This window comes from Leifsonia sp. AG29 (assembly GCF_009765225.1).
In the GTDB taxonomy this organism is placed as follows: Bacteria; Actinomycetota; Actinomycetes; order Actinomycetales; family Microbacteriaceae; genus Leifsonia.
Genome location: NZ_VMSF01000001.1, coordinates 484,748 through 503,138, shown reverse-complemented (window position 1 = coordinate 503,138; position 18,391 = coordinate 484,748). Strand labels below are relative to the sequence as shown.

At 71.5% G+C, this 18,391-nt stretch carries 18 protein-coding genes; 9 read left to right on the top strand and 9 right to left on the bottom strand.

The genetic code is table 11. The features are described 5' to 3' along the window. The first annotated feature begins 92 nt into the window (after positions 1-92). Positions 93-1,082, top strand: coding sequence for a class I mannose-6-phosphate isomerase (locus FPT20_RS02515; RefSeq protein WP_158862255.1), 990 nt, complete (start codon positions 93-95; stop codon positions 1,080-1,082). Between the two features lie 28 nt (positions 1,083-1,110). Here FPT20_RS02515 and FPT20_RS02510 read toward each other — a convergent pair whose 3' ends face one another. Further along, entirely contained in the window at positions 1,111-1,851 is a 741-nt protein-coding gene (locus FPT20_RS02510; RefSeq protein WP_233265360.1) for an FAD:protein FMN transferase, read from the bottom strand. A 263-nt stretch (positions 1,852-2,114) separates the two neighbouring features. Here FPT20_RS02510 and FPT20_RS02505 point away from each other — a divergent pair, with 263 nt between their 5' ends. Further along, a complete protein-coding gene (locus FPT20_RS02505) occupies positions 2,115-2,663 on the top strand; it encodes a GIY-YIG nuclease family protein (protein WP_233265359.1) in 549 nt (182 codons plus the stop codon). Positions 2,664-2,702: 39 nt separating this feature from the next. Here FPT20_RS02505 and FPT20_RS02500 read toward each other — a convergent pair whose 3' ends face one another. Next, positions 2,703-4,271: an MFS transporter gene (locus FPT20_RS02500; RefSeq protein ID WP_158862251.1), complete on the bottom strand. Its 1,569-nt coding sequence runs from the start codon at positions 4,269-4,271 to the stop codon at positions 2,703-2,705. 166 nt (positions 4,272-4,437) lie between these two features. Here FPT20_RS02500 and FPT20_RS02495 point away from each other — a divergent pair, with 166 nt between their 5' ends. Beyond that, on the top strand, positions 4,438-5,004 hold the full coding sequence (locus tag FPT20_RS02495) for a TetR/AcrR family transcriptional regulator (protein WP_158862249.1): 567 nt from the start codon (positions 4,438-4,440) through the stop codon (positions 5,002-5,004). A 23-nt stretch (positions 5,005-5,027) separates the two neighbouring features. Further along, complete coding sequence (locus FPT20_RS02490) at positions 5,028-6,755, top strand: cation:proton antiporter (protein WP_158862247.1); 1,728 nt, start codon at positions 5,028-5,030, stop codon at positions 6,753-6,755. Between the two features lie 9 nt (positions 6,756-6,764). Here FPT20_RS02490 and FPT20_RS02485 read toward each other — a convergent pair whose 3' ends face one another. The 4 genes from FPT20_RS02485 to FPT20_RS02470 form a co-directional block, all read right to left on the bottom strand. Continuing rightward, positions 6,765-7,196, bottom strand: a complete 432-nt coding sequence (locus tag FPT20_RS02485) for a DUF3060 domain-containing protein (RefSeq protein ID WP_158862245.1) — start codon at positions 7,194-7,196, stop codon at positions 6,765-6,767. A gap of 58 nt (positions 7,197-7,254) precedes the next feature. Further along, positions 7,255-8,655, bottom strand: a complete 1,401-nt coding sequence (locus FPT20_RS02480) for a sugar transferase (RefSeq protein ID WP_158862243.1) — start codon at positions 8,653-8,655, stop codon at positions 7,255-7,257. A gap of 775 nt (positions 8,656-9,430) precedes the next feature. Continuing rightward, a complete protein-coding gene (locus FPT20_RS02475) occupies positions 9,431-10,117 on the bottom strand; it encodes a GntR family transcriptional regulator (protein WP_158862232.1) in 687 nt (228 codons plus the stop codon). Positions 10,118-10,205: 88 nt separating this feature from the next. Next, a complete protein-coding gene (locus FPT20_RS02470; RefSeq protein ID WP_158862230.1) occupies positions 10,206-11,204 on the bottom strand; it encodes an LCP family protein in 999 nt (332 codons plus the stop codon). Between the two features lie 67 nt (positions 11,205-11,271). Between FPT20_RS02470 and FPT20_RS02465 the strand changes: the two genes are divergently transcribed. From FPT20_RS02465 to FPT20_RS02450, 4 genes are read left to right on the top strand one after another with little or no spacing between them, the layout of a single operon-like run. Next, a complete protein-coding gene (locus FPT20_RS02465) occupies positions 11,272-11,943 on the top strand; it encodes a M23 family metallopeptidase (RefSeq protein WP_158862228.1) in 672 nt (223 codons plus the stop codon). Next, entirely contained in the window at positions 11,940-12,128 is a 189-nt protein-coding gene (locus FPT20_RS02460; RefSeq protein ID WP_158862226.1) for a hypothetical protein, read from the top strand. The genes FPT20_RS02465 and FPT20_RS02460 overlap by 4 nt, the downstream gene beginning before the upstream one ends. 30 nt (positions 12,129-12,158) lie before the next feature. Further along, the gene (locus FPT20_RS02455; protein WP_158862224.1) at positions 12,159-12,584 is read left to right on the top strand and encodes a Fur family transcriptional regulator; all 426 of its coding nucleotides are present in this window, start codon (positions 12,159-12,161) and stop codon (positions 12,582-12,584) included. Positions 12,585-12,615: 31 nt separating this feature from the next. Then, positions 12,616-14,109: a catalase gene (locus FPT20_RS02450; protein WP_158862222.1), complete on the top strand. Its 1,494-nt coding sequence runs from the start codon at positions 12,616-12,618 to the stop codon at positions 14,107-14,109. A gap of 47 nt (positions 14,110-14,156) precedes the next feature. On the opposite strand, the gene FPT20_RS02445 is transcribed toward FPT20_RS02450, so the two are convergent. Then, positions 14,157-14,858, bottom strand: coding sequence for a PhzF family phenazine biosynthesis protein (locus tag FPT20_RS02445; protein ID WP_158862220.1), 702 nt, complete (start codon positions 14,856-14,858; stop codon positions 14,157-14,159). A 59-nt stretch (positions 14,859-14,917) separates the two neighbouring features. Here FPT20_RS02445 and FPT20_RS02440 point away from each other — a divergent pair, with 59 nt between their 5' ends. Next, positions 14,918-15,166 (top strand): three-helix bundle dimerization domain-containing protein, encoded by a 249-nt coding sequence (locus FPT20_RS02440; RefSeq protein WP_158862218.1) that lies wholly within the window; start codon positions 14,918-14,920, stop codon positions 15,164-15,166. Positions 15,167-15,440: 274 nt separating this feature from the next. Here the strand turns inward: FPT20_RS02440 and FPT20_RS02435 are convergent, their stop codons facing one another. After that, complete coding sequence (locus FPT20_RS02435; RefSeq protein WP_158862216.1) at positions 15,441-16,940, bottom strand: NAD-dependent succinate-semialdehyde dehydrogenase; 1,500 nt, start codon at positions 16,938-16,940, stop codon at positions 15,441-15,443. After that, a complete protein-coding gene (gene gabT / locus FPT20_RS02430; protein WP_158862214.1) occupies positions 16,937-18,298 on the bottom strand; it encodes a 4-aminobutyrate--2-oxoglutarate transaminase in 1,362 nt (453 codons plus the stop codon). The genes FPT20_RS02435 and gabT overlap by 4 nt, the downstream gene beginning before the upstream one ends. Positions 18,299-18,391: the final 93 nt, after the last annotated feature.

Sequence of the window (18,391 nt, the reverse complement as noted above, 5' to 3'; positions counted from 1 at the left end):
CCGGAGCGTACCACCGGCGCGTGTACGCGTAGCGACGCCGGCGACCCCGGCCCAGCCTCTGGGCGAGCGACATGCGGGTAGCGTGCTGGACGATGATGACTCCGCTCCTCCTCGGCCCCAACCAGCCGCTCGACCGTCCGTACCGGGGCGGCGCCGGGATCGCCCGGTTCCGGGGCACCCCGCAGCCCGGCGAGTCGGTCCCGGAGGACTTCGTCGCCTCGACCACCGAGATCTGGTCGGGTGGAGGCGTCGGGCTCACCGTTCTGCCGGACGGCCGCACGCTGCGCGACGCGGTCCTAGCGGATCCGGTGCACTTCCTCGGCGAGGAGCACCTCCACCGGTTCGGCGCGCGCACCATGCTCCTCGTGAAGCTCCTCGACACGGCCGAGCGACTGTTCGTGCACTATCACCCGGATGACGCGTTCGCGGCCCGGCACCTCCGCAGCCCGCACGGCAAGACCGAGGCCTGGGCGATCCTGGAGGCGCAGCCCGGTGCCTACGCGACGCTCGGCTTCGCGCGCCAGGTGACCGAGGCCGAGGTCCGCGACTGGTGGGACGGTCAGGACGCCGAGGCGATGCTCGCCGCCATGAACCGGCTCCCGCTTGCCGCCGGGGACACCCTCCTCGTGCCCGCCGGCCTCGCGCACGCGATCGGTCCCGGCGTCACCCTGGTCGAGCTCCAGCAGCCGACCGACCTCTCCATGCTGCTCGAGCGTCGCGGGCTCCCCGCCGCCGACGCCCTCCTCGGGCTCGACCTCGACACCGCCATCGGCGGGCTGAACCGCCGGCCGACGGACGCCGACGCGATCGCGCGGCTTCGAAGCGGCCGCGGCGACGAACTCTTCCCGGCCGACGCCGACCCGTTCTTCGGGGCCGAACGCATCCGGATCTCCGGCAGCAGGGAGCTCGAGCCCTCCTTCTCGGTGCTCGTCATCATCGACGGCGAGGGCGCTCTCGTCGGGCGACGCGACGGCAGCGAGATCCCGCTGAAGCGCGGCGCGACCGTCCTCACCGCTTACGGCGATGGTGAGTTGGGCGTGGAGGGGACGCTCACGCTGATCCGCTGCTTTCCTCCGCGCTGACAGCGACGGCGTCTCTCGGCGGCCCGCGTCACCGCGCGAACGGTACGGTGCCCGCCGCGAGGAGGCGGCCATCAGCTGTGAGGGCGAGCACGCCGGTCGCCCCGTGCCCGAGCGCCCAGCCGACCCCCGCCTCCCCGATCGCGAAGACCGCCGTTGCGAGCACGTCGGCGGTCGTCAGGTCCGGCGCGAGCACGGTGGCGCTCGCGAGCGCCCGCGCCGGGGCCCCGGTGCGCCCGTCGACGATGTGCTCGCCGCGCTCGTACGCCCCGGACGTGGCCACAGCACCATCGGCGACGGTCAGCACGGCGAGCATGCGATCGGGTGACTCCGGCGATCGGATGCCGATGTTCCAGGCCGGTTGCCCCTCGGGTGCTGCCCCGACCGCGACGTCGCCGCCCGCGTTGAGGCAGAACGACCGGATGCCGTGACTCCGCAGCGCTCGGGCCGCCCGGTCGGCCGCCCACCCCTTCACGATGCCGTCCGTGTCGATGCTGCCGTCTGCCGCCCGCAGGGTGAAGGCGCCCGACGTGGCGACGTGCAGCTGCTCGCCGATGGCCAGCACCTCCCGCAGATCGGCGCTCCGTTCCTCCTCGGGGAGGCTGCCGCGGTTCAGCGCCGACAGCTCGCTGTCGGGCCGGTGGCGGCTGAATCGCCGGTCGGCGGCCTCGAGCACGGCGAAGGCGGCCTCGGCGGCGGCAGCGGCCGCGGCGTCGTCGGCCCGCAGGTCGACCGACATCGGGATGCCCATCACGGTCTCGACGCGTCTCACTCGGCTCCCTTCGGATGTCGTACCGGGTCAGCCTGCCGTAACCGGCTTTGCGGGAGCCGAAAGCCGAACGCCCTCGCCGCGACCGGTTATCCACAGGCCTCGGACCCTCGGGGCCGCGTGAGCCGTCACCAATGGCCCCCTCGCCGCCTCCACGACGCCCTGAGGGGGCCACGAGCGACCGTTCAATCGTTCAACGGCTCCGGGAGGGGCCGGCCGGCCGGGGCCGGGCGGCCGCTGTCGTCCGTCGGGCGTACGCTCCCAGCGTGTCGGATCACGCTCCCGGGTGCGCCCTCTGCGGAGGGGCGGTGCCGGCCGACGCCCCGGTGCCGCTGTGCCTCCCCCACCTGCTGGAAGCCCACGACTGGGTGGCGGGCGAGTTCGGGACGACCGATCTGCTCCCGTCGCCGTGCGCGTTCTGCGGGTCCCGGCTCGGGGTCCGGTACCCCTCCGGGTGGCTCTGCGCGGTCTGCGAGTGGAGGGTGGGCGAGCCTCCACCGGACGACTCCCGCGCCTCCCGGGTGGACGTCGTCTACTACCTGCGCTACCGCGACCGGATCAAGATCGGGACGTCCGCCAATCCGTCTCAGCGGTTCGCGAGCCTGCCGCACGACGAGGTGGTGGCCTTCGAGCGGGGCGACCGCACCGTCGAGCAGCGGAGGCACGCCCAGTTCGCGCGCCTCCGGATCCCCGGCACCGAGTGGTTCGAGACGGACGACGACCTGCTGCGGCACATCGCCGGGCTGGCGGAGGGCGTCGGCGACCCGTGGGCGCTCCTCGCCCGCTGGCGCAGCGAGGCGGCGGCCCGGGCCTGACCCGGACCGCCGCCTCAGCGGACAACGAACCACGAGGGCTCAGGCCACTTCGAGCGAGTCGCGCCTCCCCGGCTGCGCCGCCCCACCGACTTCGAGCCCGAGGTCGCGCTCGACGTGTGCGACGAGACGGGCCATCTCTTCGGCCTCCGCCCGGGCGGCGTCCGCGGTGTCCGCCTCCATCCGGGCGAGACCGGCGACGGCGGCCACCTGCTCGGCGGCCTGTACCCGGCGTTCGCGGGCCCGCATGAGCACCACCGCGACCACCGTGACCACTCCGGCGGCGACAGCCAGCAGGCCCGCCGTCGCGAAGCCCTCGGTGTAGCCGGACTCGGCCGGGAGACCGCCGCGCCCGATCGTTCCGGTCACGAGCGCCGTCATGACCGCGGCCCCGATCGCTGAGCCGACGGTGCGGAGGTTGGCGTTCATCCCGCTCGCGATGCCGGTCTGGGTGGCGGGAACGCTCTGGACCACCACGCTCGTGATAGCGGCGTAGATGATGCCGAGGCCGATCCCGAAAGCTCCCGAGGCCGAGGCGACCGCGAGGAGGGTGCCGTGGAGGAAGGCGAGCGAAAGACTCGACGCCCCCATCACGAGCGCCGCGAGCACGATCTGAGCACGGAAGCCGATCCACCGGGCGAGCGGCCCGCTCAGGAACCCGGTCACAGCCATCGTCACCAGCATCGGAAGCATCAGCAGGCCAGAACCGGCGACGGTCGCGCCCAGCCCGTACCCGCTGGCGACCGGCGTCTGCACGAAGCGCGGGAAGTACGCGAACACCGCGAACATGGACGCGCCGATGAAGACGGCCGCCGCGTTCATGGACCACACGCCCGGCTCGCGCATGAGGCGCATGTCGACGAGCGGGTGCCGTGAGCGGAGCTCGACGACGATCCAAGCCGCGAGGAGCAGAGCGGCCAGCACGAACAGCCCGACGACCGCGGGCGAGCCCCAGCCCCACTGCGCTCCCGTGCTGAGCGGAAGGAGCAGGGCGACGAGCCACCCGGAAAGGAGGAGCCCGGCCCACGGATTCACGCCTCCCGTGGCCCGCTCCGGCGACTCGGGGATGAAGGCGAGCGCCAGCACGGCGGCCACCGTGGTCAGCGCGACGGGGATGAGGAACAGCCCGCGCCAGCTCAGCGCCGCGGCGAGCGGCCCCGCGAGCACGGTGCCGAGCCCGCTGCCGATGGCGATGATGGAGGCGATCGCGCCGATGGCGGACGGGAGGCGGTGGGCCGGGAACTCGTCCCGGATGATGCCGAAGGCCAGCGGGAACATCGCGCCGCCGAGCCCCTGGACGACGCGGCCGGCGATGAGCACGCCGATGGTCGGAGCGACGGCGGCGATCACGCTGCCGAGGCCGACCGCGAGAAGGGCCAGCACGAGCACGCGACGCTTGCCGCGGAGGTCGCCGACGCGCCCGAGCAGCGGTGTGGCGACCGCGGCGACGATGAGCCACGCGGTCATGGTCCAGGTGACACCGGAGGTGGTCGTGCCGAGATCGGCCTGGATCACGGGGAGGACGGGGACGACGAGGGACTGGAGGATGGCGAAGGACCCGACGCTGAGCGCCAGGATGGCGAAGGTCCGCCAGGGGTGGGGTCGAGACATGTCGGTGAGTGTCCGTTTCTCGAAGAGGATGCCGATCTCGAGCGGGAAGGGCGTAGAATGGAGGCTGGCTCCGATCGGAGGGAGCCTCCGGTTTGTGGATACGACATTACCGGAGGCGGCCTCCGGTTTGCAACCCCTTCTTTCCGACGACCCGAAAGGACCCGCCGTGAGCGCCACCGACACCGTGCGCGCCGGCATCGTCCGCCCGCAGCGGGCGGACGCCCGGCGAAACTTCGACGCGCTGCTCGCCGCCGCCCGCGAGGCCTTCGCAGCGGACGGCACGGGCGCCTCCCTCGAGGACATCGCGCGCCGGGCGGGCGTCGGCATCGGCACCCTGTACCGCAACTTCCCCACCCGCGACGCCCTCGTCGAGGCGGTGTACGTCGACGAGGTCGACGCCGTGGTGCGCGCGGCGCACGAGGCGGAGGCACTCGAACCCTGGGAGGCGGTCACGGCCTGGCTGGCCCGGTTCGTGGTCTACATCGGCACCAAGCGCGCTCTGCTGGAGGGACTCAACAAGGAGTCGCCCGTGCTCCTCAGCTGCCGCACCTCCCTCTACGACGCGGGTGCGCCGCTGCTGCGCCGCGCCCAGGAGGCCGGCGAGCTGCGGGCCGACGCGACCATCGGCGATGTGATCCGCATGGTGTCCGGCATCGCCGGTGTCGCCTTCGACGACGACGCTCAGCGCGACCGCGTCATCGCGATGGCGATCGACGGACTGCGCGCACGCTGAACGTTCTCTCATACTCTTGACGCATGGAACTCGGCGTCTACGCGGTCATCGCCGTCGCGGTGATCGTCGGGGTGGCCGCGTTCGCCCGGCGTCTCGGTGTCGCGGCGCCGATCATCCTGGTCATCGTCGGGGTGACGCTGTCGTTCCTGCCCGGCGTCCCCTCGATCGAGGTGCCGCCTGAGATCATCCTCGACGGGCTCCTCCCGCCGATCCTCTACGCGGCGGCGATCAGCACTCCGCTGACGGACTTCCGTCGCAACCTGGCTCCGATCGCGGGGCTCTCGGTCGTGCTCGTCATCATCACCGCCTTCGCCGCCGGGTTCGTGCTCTTCACGCTCCTCCCGGCCCTCGACCTCGCCGCGGCGATCGCCCTGGGAGCGATCATCAGCCCGCCGGACGCGGTGGCCGCGACCTCGGTCGGCCGCCGGCTCGGACTGCCCCCGCGCCTCCTCACCGTCCTGGAGGGAGAGGGTCTCGTCAACGACGCCACCGCCCTGGTGCTGCTGCGGACCGCGTTGGCCGTGGCGCTCGGCGCGGCCACCACGCCGTGGCAGGGCGTCGGCGACTTCGTCTCGGCCGTCGTGATCGCGCTCGTGGTCGGGCTGGTGGTCGGATTCGTCTCGGTGTGGGTGCGCTCCAAGCTGAGCGACCCCGTTCTCGACACGGCGCTGTCGGTCATCGTCCCGTTCGCGGCGTTCGCTCCCACGGAGGCGCTCCACGGCTCGGGCGTCCTCGCGGTCGTCGTGACCGGGCTCTACACCGGCCACGCCGCGCCGCGCGAGTTCAGCGCCCAGGCGCGCATCAGCGACGCGATCAACTGGAGGACCATCCAGTTCCTGCTCGAGAACGGAGTCTTCCTCCTGATCGGCCTCGAGCTCCGGACGCTCATCACCGATGTCGAGCATCCGGAGATCCTGAGCGTGTGGGACGCGATCGGTCTCGGCCTGATCGCCCTCGGCGCGCTGGTCGTCATCCGGTTCGTGCTGATCGTGCCGCTGATCTACGGCTTGCGAAGACGCGCCGAGCGCGCCGAGCGCGCGGTGCTCCGGGAGTGGTTGATGATCAGCTACTTCCGCGACCATCCGGTCCGGTTTCGCTGGCAGGCGCTCCGGAAGCTCCGGGCCGAGCAGCGCTACGCGCGGCACCGCACCGATCTGGAGGAGTACCGCCAGGAGGCCATCGATTGGCGGGGCGGCGTCGTGCTCGGGTGGGCCGGCATGCGCGGTGTCGTCACCCTCGCGGCCGCCCAGTCGCTCCCCGCCGAGATCCCGTACCGCCCGCAGCTGATCCTCATAGCGTTCACGGTCGCCTTCGTCAGCCTGGTGGTGCAGGGAGGAACGCTCCCCTGGCTGATCCGCGCCCTCGGGCTTCAGGGCGCCGACGCCGGAGAGGACCGGCGATTGCTCGCCCGGCTGCTGGACGATCTCAGCGAGGCTGGCCTCGCCGTGCTCGACGACCCGGAGACGGTCGCCGGCACGACGGGGCCGATCGATCCGGAGGTCGTGGAGCGAGTACGGCAGTCCTCCTACCTGCGGGCCGAGTCGGCTTGGGAGCGGGCACTCGCAAGCGAGACGCCCGCCGAGAACCGGCCCCACCACGTGTACCGGACTCTCCGGCTCGCCGTGGTGGACGCCGAGCGGAGCCGCCTGCTGCTCGAGCGCGCACGCGGCTCCTACCCGTCGCGCATCCTCACGGATGCTCAGTCCCTGCTCGATCTGGAGGAGACGCGCCTCCGGTCGCGGGCCCGCTGACGGAACCGGTCAGCCGGCCCGCTCCTCCTTCAGGACCTCGTTCTGGTCGCCGTTGTCGGTGACGAGCGGCTCGGTGGGCGTCACGACGGTGTTCCCGTTCCCGGTGATCGAGAGCTGGTCGATGGAGGAGGCGACGACCTTGTTGATCGCCCCCTCGATCGTCAGGGTGCCGACCGCGCCGACTTTGACGATGCTGCTGGACGCCTTCACCTCGACGGTCGCGCAGTCGCCCTCGATGGTCGCCTCGATGTTGTTCTCGGTCACCGTCGCCTTGCCGTCCTCGCAGGCGATCGCCTTCTTCTCGACCTCGGGCACCGGGGCGGCGGTGCTCGTGCTCGACGGCGTCGGGGTGGGCTTCGCGGAGTCGGCCGCGCTGCAGCCCGTCAGCGCGAGGGCGCTGAGGACGAGGACGCCGAGCGGGGCGATGAGCTTGTTCTTCATGGGGTTCTCCTTCGGGGTGGGTGTCGGGAGGGTGGCTGGAGGTGTGGAAGTCGGTGCGTCAGTACGCGCCGCGCGGGCGGACGAGGACCCCGGCGGTCCGGGCGAGGATCGCGACGTCGCGGTGGAGGAACCAGTTGTCGACGTACGACAGGTCGAGCCGCAGCCCCGCCTCCCAGGAGAGGTCGGCGCGGCCGCTGACCTGCCAGAGCCCGGTCATGCCCGGCTGCACGAGGAGGCGGCGGGTGGCGTGGTCGGGGTACGAGGCGACCTCGGAGGGCAGGGCCGGTCGCGGGCCGATGAGGCTCATGTCGCCGACGAGGACGTTCCAGAGCTGCGGCAGTTCGTCGATCGAGTACTTGCGGAGTGTGCGCCCGACCCGGGTGATGCGCGGGTCGTGGCGGATCTTGAACAGGGGCCCGGAACTGTCGTTCGCGTCGCGCAGCTCCTCGAGCCGCTTCTCGGCGTCGACGCACATCGTGCGGAACTTGAGCATGCGGAAGCGTCGACCGTCGCGTCCGACGCGCTCCTGACGGAAGAACACCGGGCCGCGGTCGTCGAGGCGGATCAGCAGGGCGACAGCAGCGAAGACCGGCGCGAGGAGCACGAGGCCGACGGCCGCGCCCACGCGGTCGATGGCGCCCTTGACCACGCGGCCGACCGAATGCGTCCGTCGTCCTCGGAGGTGGGCGAGCGGAAGCCCGTCGGCAACGCGGTACGCGAGCCGGGACGGAGCGACGTCGGGGAGGTCGGTGCTGACGATGACATCGATGCCCCGGTCCTGGAGGGACCACATGAGGTGCTGCGCATCGCGGGGGTCGCCGATGTCGCCGGCGAGCACGACCGCGCCCGCGTGCGCGGCGACCGCCCTGCGCACCACCTCCGCGTGGTCGAGTGCGCCGGGCAGGACGGCGATCGGTCGCAGGCCGCTCGCCGCGGGGTCGGCCGTCAGGTGGCCGCTCACGCGCGCCGCGTTCTCCCCGGCGACCAGCACCGGAAGGAGGCCTGCGCCGCGGCGCCGGAGGCGCCGGAGGACGAGCCGCCACACCGCCCGGCTGAGGACGAGGAGGACGACCCCGAGCGGAAGGGCGATGACGACATGACCGGTGGCGAGGTCGGCGCCGAAGATCGCGAACAGCAGCAGGGCCGACCCTGCGAACGAGAGCGACGAGACGAGCACGCGCCGGAACTCGGCCGTGCCCGACCCGAGGATGCGCTCATCGCGCGTGTTGCCGACGCGGAGCGCGATCACCCAGCCGGCCGCGAGGACCGCTGCCGCGATGGCGCCCGTGATGCTCAGGAGCTGGGCGGCACCGGCGACGAAGGTGCTGGCCAGGAGGGCCGCGATGACGATCAGGGCGTCGGTGAGGGCGAGGGCGGCGTGCGGTCGGGCGAGCGGGAATGAGCCGGAGCGTCCGATCGCCGTGCCGCCGTGGCCGTCGTCGCGGCGGTCATCGGTCATGGCCTGCATCTTCATGGTGGCTGCTCCCCTCGGGTCGGTGAACCTGTCTATTGATATTCTAGCGTTTTCCCTCGTCGTTCTGATCTTTTAGAACTCTGATACTTCAACATACGTACGCCGTCGCCGCGTAAGTGTTTCGAGCGCGCTAGAAAATCGCCAGGTCAGGTGCGCATTCCTCGAGCCGTCCGCGCGCCGCACCTCTGAATCTGCAAATTCGCCGAAAGCGTGCGGCCCTCGCTGGCGGGTTCGCTGTGCAAGGCGCGGTCTCGCGTCGCCGACGCTCGTGCCACTCGTGCCGAATGTCGCTGACCCACCCGCCCAAGCCCAGATTCGTCACGAATGTCGCCCAGCGCGAGGGCGCCTCGGCGCACCTCCACGGCCACATTCAGCACGAATGCTGCCGACGCACCCGCCCAGGCCCACATTCGTCACGAATGTCGCCCAGCGCGAGGGCGGCGCGGCGCACCTCCACGGCCACATTCGGCACAAATGCTGCCGACGCACCCGCCCAAGCCCAGATTCGTCACGAATGTCGCCCAGCGCGAGGGCGCCTCGGCGCACACCTCCACGGCCACATTCAGCACGAATGCTGCCCACGCACCCGCCCAGGCCCACATTCGTCACGAATGTGGCCCAGCGCGAGAGCGCCGCGGCGCACCTCCACGGCAACATTCAGCACGAATGCTGCCGACGCACCCGCCCGGGGCTGCATTCGGCACGAATGTGGGCCGGCGCGAGGGCGCGCCGAAGCGACCGAATCGCCGCGGCGTCCGGGTCAGGAGGCCGCGAGCGCGTCCTCGCTGAGCGCCGCGGTCGGCAGCTGGAACAGGGCGTCCGTGACGCGGCGCGCGCTCAAGCCGTCGCGTTCCTCCAGGGCGCCGATCATGCGCTCGAGGAGGTCGACGACCGAGGGGCCGTCGACGATCTCGACCAGCCGGGCGACACGGATCTTGTAGGCCAGGCCGTCGATGGTCTCGCGGGCGAGCTTCACCAGGAGGCTGTTGTCCGACAGCTCGACGAGCGTGTTGAAGACGTCGAGGAGGTTGGCGCGGATGACATCGGCGTCCGACCCCTTGACCCCCTTGATCGCGGTCTTGACCTTGCCGGTGAGCGTCTTGGCGTTGGCGGCGGTCAGCCCGGGGACGGCGATGACCGCCGCGCCGCCGTAGATCACGCCGAGCACGTTCAGCGCCTCGAGCGCCTCCGCGTCGGAGGTGAGCATGGCGACCCGCGTGTACCGGTTCGGCTCCATCTCGATGAGGCCGATCCGCGCGAGCTCGTTGAGCGCGTCGCGGATGGGCGTCCGGGAGGTGCCGAGCCACTCCTGCAGGGCGTCGTCGTGGAGGGTCTCCCCCGGCTTCAGCGTCCCGTCCATGATCGCGTCGCGGATGGTGTCGCGGACCACGTCGCGCAGCAGCACGCGCTTCGGAGGGGCCGCCTTCTTGGTCACCGGGATGGGCATCGTCGTTCCCCTGTCTCTCGGGCACTGCAGATCATACGGATACGGTGTGACCAGTATATTGCAATGCTGAGAAACAATCACGGGTGACTCAGCCGAGAGACGCGGCGAACTCCGCGACTCCGTCCTCCGCGAGCGCGACCCGGAGGGCCGCGAGCCGCTCCTCGTCGACGAACACCACCGACTGATCGCCCACCATTCCCGTCCCCGCAGTCGGGACGGTGAAGAACCCGATGTCGCCGGCGCGCACGTCCCGAACGCCGAGACCCAGCCCGAGGAGGGTCTGGAAGTCGAGACCCGGGTCGACCGCGAGGTGCCGGGCCGTCGCATCGGTGAAGGCGAGGATGCGCTCGGGACTCGTCAAGGTCCGCTGGCTGATCGCGGTGGTCGCGATCGCCTTCATGAACGCCTGCTGGTTGCGTACGCGCTGGTAATCGCCGTCCGCGAACGGGTAGCGGGCGCGGACGAACGCCAGCGCCGCATCGCCGTCGAGGTGGTTCGGCCCTTCGGTGAAGTGGTGCCCCTCCATGGTGAAGGCCTGCTCCGAGTGGACCGTCACCCCGCCCAGGGCGTCCGTCATGTCCTTGAAGCCGTCGAAGCCGATGAGGGCGACGTGGTCGATGCGCGTGCCGAGCAGCGCCTCCACCGTCTGGACCATCAGGGGCGTGCCGCCCCACGAGAAGGCCGCGTTGATCTTGGCTTCGCCGTGCCCGGGGATGTCGACCCAGCTGTCGCGCATGATCGACATGACCTGGACGTCCTTCCGGTCGGCCGGGACGTGCACGACCATGATCGTGTCGGTGCGCTGGCCAGTGCTGCCCTCATCTCCGATCCCCGCCACGGACCCGCGGGCGTCCGATCCGAGCAGGAGGATGTTCCGCGAGCCGTCCGCAGCGGGGGCGGCCCGGCTGCTCGCGGGAGGGAAGGCGTCCTCGATGACGTCGCGGCCCGCGGTGAACGTGTTCGCCACCGTGGTCACGAAGATGAGGACCGCCGCTGCGAGCGCAGCGACCAGCCCGAGAAGGAGGCCGGACACCCCGACCACGAGCTTGGCCCGTCGGCCGAGCCGATTCCGTCGTCTGAACTGCATGTCTTCTCCTTCGGTCAGGGTGGCCTTCTCACATGACGCATTCATTTTAGCATCTTAGAATTTCAGTATGCCTAGACACCGAGCACCCACCCGACCCTCGCCCGTGGTGCCGCGCGCCCTGGTCGCCGGAGCCGGCCGACGCGGCGTCGCCCTCGCCCTCATCGGCTCAGCGGCCGCCGCGGGCAGCCCCGCCCACGCAGCGTCGGCCGCGCCTCCCGAGCGGCCCGCCGTCACCGACCCGCTGCAGACCGTCGCCGCAGACGACTTCCGCTCCTTCGTCATCACGCGCGAGGCGCCCGCGGTCGCGGCGCCGCCCGCAGTCGTCTGGCCGCTCGGCCCGGACGCGGACATCTCCGATTTCTTCGGCCCGCGCTCGGCGCCCGCTCCCGGCGCATCCACCTTCCACCGTGGCATCGACCTCGTCGCCCCGGAAGGCACGGTCGTCGCGGCGTCACTGGCCGGCACGGTCATCGCGGCCGATGCTCGGGGCACCGGCGCCTGCGGCGTCTTCGCAGAGATCGCGCACCGCCACGACGGCGCCTCCGTGGTCACCAAGTACTGCCACCTGCAGTCCGGCTCGCTCGCCGTGGCGGAGGGACAGGAGGTGCGCGCGGGCGACATCGTCGGGGCACTGGGCAACACGGGCGTGTCGACCGGGCCGCACCTCCACTTCGAGCTCGCCGTCGACGGCCGTCACGTCGATCCGCTCCCCTGGCTGGCCGCGAGGGCCGGCCGGTGAACCGTGCGGAGTACGAGGTCACGGTGATCGCCGGCGGTCGCTGGCTGGTGCTCATCGTGGAGGCGGCCGCTCCGCATGCCCTCGTCGACCACGTCGTGCGCGCGGTCGGTCCGGCGACCCTGGTGGCCGTGTCCCGTCGCCCGGTGGAGGCGGATGCGCCACGCCCGGGATCCGCTTTGTTTTGAGTCATTCACCGTTATCACTAGGCTCGACCCATGGACGCGGCACGCCTGGAGGACGCCCTGCACGGGGCCGGTCTCCGTGCCACCCGAGGGCGCATGCTCGTCCTCGACGCGCTCGACCGTCGCCCCCACGCGAGCGCCGAGGCCGTGCTCGCCGAGGTGCGTGACGCCCTCCCCGGCACGTCGATCCAGAACGTGCACAACGTGCTGGCCGACCTCACCGGCGCCGGTCTCCTACGGCGCATCGAGCCGGCGCACTCGCCGGCGCTGTACGAGCGCCGCATCGGCGACAACCACCACCACGTCGTCTGCACCTCGTGCGGAGCCGTGGCGGATGTCGACTGCGTCACCGGTCATGCCCCGTGCCTGACCCCCGGCGAAACGGGAGGGTTCGCGATCTCGACCGCGGAGGTCACGTTCTGGGGGCTGTGCCCGTCCTGCCAGCGGAGCGCGGCCTGACCGCCGCGCTCCACAAGAGATGAGGAGAACCATGTCCGATCGCCCCACCACGACCCAGACCGGAACGCCGGTCGCCAGCGACGCCCACTCGCTGACCACCGGACGCGACGGCGTCACCGCCCTGCACGACCGGTACCTCGTCGAGAAGCTGGCGCAGTTCAACCGGGAGCGGATCCCCGAGCGCATCGTGCACGCCAAGGGAGGCGGCGCCTTCGGCCGCTTCGAGGTCACGGGCGACGTGACGGCCTACACGAAGGCGGCCGTCTTCCAGCCGGAGACGGTGACCGAGACCCTCCATCGCTTCTCGTCCGTCGCCGGGGAGCAGGGCTCGCCCGACACCTGGCGGGACGTCCGCGGGTTCTCGGTGAAGTTCTACACGACCGAGGGCAACTACGACATCGTCGGCAACAACACCCCCGTGTTCTTCATCCGCGACGGCATGAAGTTCCCCGACTTCATCCACTCGCAGAAGCGCCTCCCCGGCTCGGGCCTGCGCGACGCCGACATGCAGTGGGACTTCTGGACCCTCTCCCCCGAGTCGGCGCACCAGGTCACCTACCTCATGGGCGACCGCGGCCTCCCCCGCTCCTGGCGGACCATGCCGGGCTACGGCTCGCACACCTACCAGTGGATCAACGCGGCGGGCGAGCGCTTCTGGGTCAAGTACCACTTCCACGCGCTGCAGGGCAACGAGGAGCTCCACGGCGCCGACGCCCAGCGGATCGCGGGCGAGGACGCCGACTACTACCGCCGCGACCTGTACGAGGCGATCGAGCGCGGCGACTTCCCGGCGTGGAAGCTGTCCGTCCAGGTCATGCCGTACGAGGACGCCAAGACGTACCGGTTCAACCCGTTCGATCTGACCAAGGTGTGGCCGCACAGCGACTACCCGCTGATCGAAGTGGGCGTCCACACGCTCGACCGCAACCCGGAGAACTTCTTCGCGCAGATCGAGCAGGCCGCGTTCTCACCCGCCAACACGGTCCCGGGGATCGGCATCAGCCCCGACAAGATGCTGATGGCCCGCGTCTTCTCCTACCCGGACGCCCAGCGCTACCGCGTCGGGACGAACTACAACGAGCTGCCCGTGAACCGGCCGGTCGCGCCCGTCCACAACTACTCGCAGGACGGCGCCGCGCGGCACGGCTTCAAGCCGGCCGGCGAGCCGGTCTACGCACCGAACTCGTTCGGCGGACCGGCGGCCCAGCCGCAGCTCGCCGACGAGGGCTCGTGGGAGGCGGACGGCGAGCTGGTGCGCGCCGCGGCGACCCTCCACGCCGAGGACGACGACTTCGGGCAGGCGGGCACGCTGTACCGCGAGGTGTACGACGACGCCGCACGCGCGCGCTTCCTCGACACGATCGCGGGCGCTGTGGGCGGCGTGAAGCGCGAGGACATCCGCGAGCGAGCCATCCAGTACTGGACGAACGTCGACGCCTCCCTGGGCCGCGCTCTCCGCGACCGCCTGGACTCCGGCGCCGGCACCGCCGACGAGGCGGCCGAGTTCGTCGGCGTCGCCGACTAGCGGCACTCGCTGGAGGCGGTTCCCGGCCGGGCAGGCCGGGGACCGCCTCAGAGCGTCGCGTCGATGGTGCGGTCGTAGACCACGCTGCCGCCGACGCGGACGCGGCCGTCGGCGAGCGGCTCGGTGACGATCTCCGATCCCTCCCCCTGCGTGATCCGCAGGGCGCGGCCCAGGCGCGCGGTCAGGGCGACCGCGGCGGCGCCGGTCGCCTCGTCCTCGATGATGCCCATCTCGGGGGCGAACATGCGGGCCCGCAGGAGCCCCGCCTCCTCATCGATCCAGGCGTACGCGAAGTGCTGGCCGGACGTGAAGGCGAACGGATCGAGGGCGTCGACCTCGGCCGGGGAGTCGAGCGGCAGCCACTCGAAGGCGGGCGTCCACTCGGGGCGCGCCTCGATGAAGGCACTGCCCTGCTCGTCGTCGACCTCCACCGTGACGTCGCCGGCCTTCTCGCGCAGCACGCCGACCGGAGTGCGGGACTCGGCCAGCCACCACGCGGTCCCGACACTCGGGTGGCCCGCGAACGGCAACTCCTTCGCCGGCGTGAAGATCCGGATCCGGGCCGTGACGTCGGCGGCGTCGACCTCGTCGATGAACACCGTCTCGCTGAAGCCGAGCGCGGTCGCGATCGCCTGCTCCCGGTGCGCCGTCACCGGCGAGGAGCGCACGATCCCCAGCTCGTTCCCGTTCGTCCCGCGCTCGTCGGTGAAGACGCGCACGACGACCACCTCGATGTTCTCGTCATCCATGGGACCAGCCTGTCAGATGGCCGTAGCCCCTGTTAACCCTGGGGGTGCATAATCGCGCCATGACGATCGAGAACGAGCAGCGCCGACTGTCCGAGGGCCTCGATGACGAGTCGGCCGCGTTGGAGCACGCGGCGGAGCGACTGAGCGAGCGATTCCCGCAGGTGCCGCGGGAGCACATCGAGGAACTCGTCGAGAAGCACCACGAGCAGTTCGACGGGGCTCCGGTGCGCGACTTCGTACCGGTGCTCGTGGAGCACGACGTGAAGACCGAACTGCGCGCGGAGACCGGGCCGATCGCTCGCGCCTGACCCTCGCCGCTCGAGGGCCACATTCGGCACGAATGTCGCCCTGGCGCGTGCCATACCCCGCATTCAGCACGAATGCAGGGGCGCGGTCTGGTCAGCCGCGAGGCCACATTCGGCACGAATGTGGCCCTCGAGCGCGGCATACCCCGCATTCAGCACGAATGTCGGGCGCGCGGTCGGGGCAGCGGCGAGGCGACATTCGGCACGAATGTCGCCCTGGAGCGAGCCACGCCCTGCATTCGGCACGAATGCAGGGCGCAGCGACGGCGAGGACGAGTCAGGCCGGGATGAGCGTGTACTTGGTGCTCAGGTACTCGTGGATGCCCTCGAGGCCGCCCTCCCGACCGAGGCCCGACTGCTTGACGCCGCCGAAGGGCGCGGCGGCGTTCGAGACGATCCCCGTGTTGAGCCCCATCATGCCGGTGTCGATGCGGTCGATCATCCGCTGGCCGCGCGCCAGATCCTGGGTGAACACGTACCCGACGAGCCCGTACTCGGTCTCGTTGGCACGGGCCACGGCCTCCTCCTCCGTCGAGAAGGTGCTGATCGCGAGGACCGGGCCGAAGATCTCCTCGCGGAGGATCTCGCTCCCGGGCTGCACGTCGACGAGCACCGTCGGCTCGTAGAAGGACCCGTCGCCCGCGGGCGCGAACCCGCCGGTGAGCACGCGAGCGCCCTTGTCGACCGCGTCCGCGACGAGGTCCTCCATGGAGGCGACCGCCCGGTGGTCGATCAGCGGGCCGATGGTGACGCCCTCCTCGGTGCCGCGCCCGATGCGCAGCGCCCGCACCTTCTCGACGATCCGGGCCGCGAACTCGTCGGCGACGGACTCGTGGACGAGGAAGCGGTTGGCCGCGGTGCACGCCTGGCCGATGTTGCGGAACTTGGCGAGCATCGCTCCCTCCACCGCCTTGTCGAGGTCGGCGTCGTCGAAGACCACGAACGGCGCGTTGCCGCCGAGCTCCATGGAGGTGCGCAGCACGTTCTGCCCGGCCTGCGCTAGCAGGTTGCGCCCCACCGGCGTCGAACCGGTGAACGAGAGCTTCCGCAGCCGCGGGTCCGCGATGATCGGCTCGGAGACCTGACGGGCCGTGCTCGTCGGGATGACGTTCACGACCCCGGCGGGCAGGCCCGCGTCGGCGAGCAGCTGGGCGAAGTACAGCGTGGTGAGCGGGGTCAGCTCGGCCGGCTTGACGACGACCGTGCAGCCCGCGGCGAGCGCCGGTGCGATCTTGCGGGTCGCCATCGCGAGCGGGAAGTTCCACGGGGTGATGAGGAAGCACGGACCGACCGGGCGCTGCGACACGACCATGGTCCCGGTGCCCTCGGGGTTCTGGCCGTAGCGGCCGGAGATGCGCACCGCCTCCTCGGAGAACCAGCGCAGGAACTCGCCGCCGTAGGTGACCTCGCCGTTCGCCTCGGCCAGCGGCTTGCCCATCTCGAGCGTCATCAGGAGCGCGAAGTCCTCGCGTCGCTCCTGAAGCAGGTCGAACGCCCGGCGCAGGATCTCGCCGCGCACACGGGCGGGGGTCGCCGCCCACGAGTCGGCCGCCTCAACAGCGGCGTCGAGAGCACGCACGCCGTCCTCGGGCGTCGCGTTCGCGATGCGCTTGATGACGCGCCCGGTGGCGGGGTCCTGGACCTGGATCGGGTCGCGGGTCCCCGCCTCCCACCGGCCGCCGATGAACAGGCCGTCGGGGATGCGGGCGAGGAGGTCGGCCTCGCGGTCGGCGAGGGCGCTCCGCGTCGTGTCGTTCGCGGTGTCGACGAGGCTCATGAGTTCGCCACCGCCTCCGCGACGACGTCGAGTCCCTCGATCAGCAGGTGGTCGGGGATGCTCAGGGGCGGGAGGAACCGGATCACGTTGCCGTACGTGCCGCAGGTGAGCAGCACCACGCCCGCGGCGTGCGCGGCGGCCGCGACCTTCGCCGTGAGGGCGGCGTCCGGCTCGCCGGTCTCGGGGTCGACGAGCTCGATGGCGACCATCGCACCGCGGCCGCGGACCTCGGCGACGCGCGGGTCGGCGTCGCGCAGGGCGCCGAGCTTCTCGAACAGGATGTGCCCGATCTGCTGTGCGCGCTCGGCCAGGTTCTCCTGCTCGTACGTCTCGATGGCGGCGAGGGCCGCGACGCAGGCGAGCGGGTTGCCGCCGTAGGTGCCGCCCAGTCCGCCGACCTGCGGCGCATCCATGATCTCGGCCCGGCCGGTGACGGCCGAGAGCGGCAGGCCGCCGGCGATGCCCTTCGCGGTGACGATGAGGTCGGGGACGATCCCGAACTGCTCGGAGGCGAACATGGTGCCGGTCCGGGCGAAGCCGGTCTGCACCTCGTCGGCGATGAAGACGACCCCGTTCGCGTTCGCCCACTCCTGGAGCGCCGGGAGGAACCCGTCGGCGGGGACGATGAAGCCGCCCTCGCCCTGGATCGGCTCGATGATGATCGCGGCGAGGTTGGAGGCGCCGATCTGCTTCTCGATCATGGTGATCGCGCGCTTCGCCGCCTCGGCGCCGGAGAGGCCGCCGTCGCGCAGCGGGTAGCTCAGCGGGGCGCGGTAGATCTCGGGGGCGAAGGGGCCGAAGCCGTTCTTGTACGGCTGGTTCTTGGCGGTGAGCCCCATCGTGAGGTTGGTGCGGCCGTGGTACGCGTGGTCGAACGCGACGACCGCCTGCTTCCCGGTGTAGTGGCGGGCGATCTTGACCGCGTTCTCGACGGCCTCGGCGCCGGAGTTGAACAGGGCGCTGCGCTTGGCGTGGTCGCCCGGGGTCAGCCGGTTCAGCGCCTCGGCCACGTCGACGTACGAGTCGTAGGGCGCGACGGTGAAGCAGGTGTGCGTGAAGGCGGCCACCTGGGCGGTGACGGCCTCGACGACGCGGGGGGCCGAGTTGCCGACGCCGGTGACGGCGATGCCCGAGCCGAGGTCGATGAGGGAGTTGCCGTCGACGTCGACGAGCACCCCGCCTCCCGCGGCGACAGTGAAGACCGGGATGGTGGCCCCGACGCCCGCGGCCACGGCCTGCGCCTTGCGCTCGGCGCGTCGGCGCGACTCCGGGCCGGGGATCGGGGTGACGAGCCGGCGCTCCTGCGGGAGGGTCGGTCCGCCGACGAGGGCGGGGGTGGCGGTCGAGAGGATGGTCATGCCGGAATCGTACGAACCGGTGGACCTCCACCGCCTGGACCAGCCGTACAATTCTCTGCAGGCGATTGGACAGCCTGTCAGCGCGGCGCCGGA